The sequence below is a fragment of the Streptomyces litchfieldiae genome, from assembly GCF_031845365.1.
GTDB lineage: Bacteria > Actinomycetota > Actinomycetes > Streptomycetales > Streptomycetaceae > Streptomyces > Streptomyces litchfieldiae.
Genome location: NZ_JAVREL010000103.1, coordinates 1 through 462, shown reverse-complemented (window position 1 = coordinate 462; position 462 = coordinate 1). Strand labels below are relative to the sequence as shown.

1 protein-coding gene is annotated in these 462 nt (G+C 66.2%); it reads left to right on the top strand.

The features are described from left to right. Positions 1–14: 14 nt before the first annotated feature. On the top strand, positions 15–462 hold a 448-nt coding region (locus tag RM590_RS35585; protein WP_311708952.1), incomplete at its 3' end, for an LLM class flavin-dependent oxidoreductase.

Genomic DNA, 462 nt, shown 5'->3' with positions numbered 1-462 from the left:
ATCCCGCGCCGCGCATGGCCGAACTCATCGAAGCCATCCAGGCATTTCTCCATGCCGAGAACGGCGAGCCGATCCGGTACCAGGGCCGGTTCTACTCGATCGACGCCGACATCCGCGCACCAGTTTTCGGCCGGCTCGACGTACCGATCCTGGTCGGAGCGTTCAACAAGATCATGGTGCGCACCGCGGGCCGCGTCGCGGACGGCATCCTCGGCCACGGAGTGTTCACCGATCGCTGGTGGACTGAGCTGGTCGAGCCCGAGCTCGCCGGAGGTGCGGAGGCAAGCGGCCGCGATGTCGCCTCCTTGCGGCGCTGGGGTTGGCTGATCACCGCGATCGACGACGAAGACCCGCAGCGCGCGATCCGGGAGGCGCGGTTGCAGATCGCGTTCTACCTGACTGTCCGAACTTACGATTCCCTCGTCGAGTTGCACGGCTGGCAGGACGAAGTTGCGGCCATCC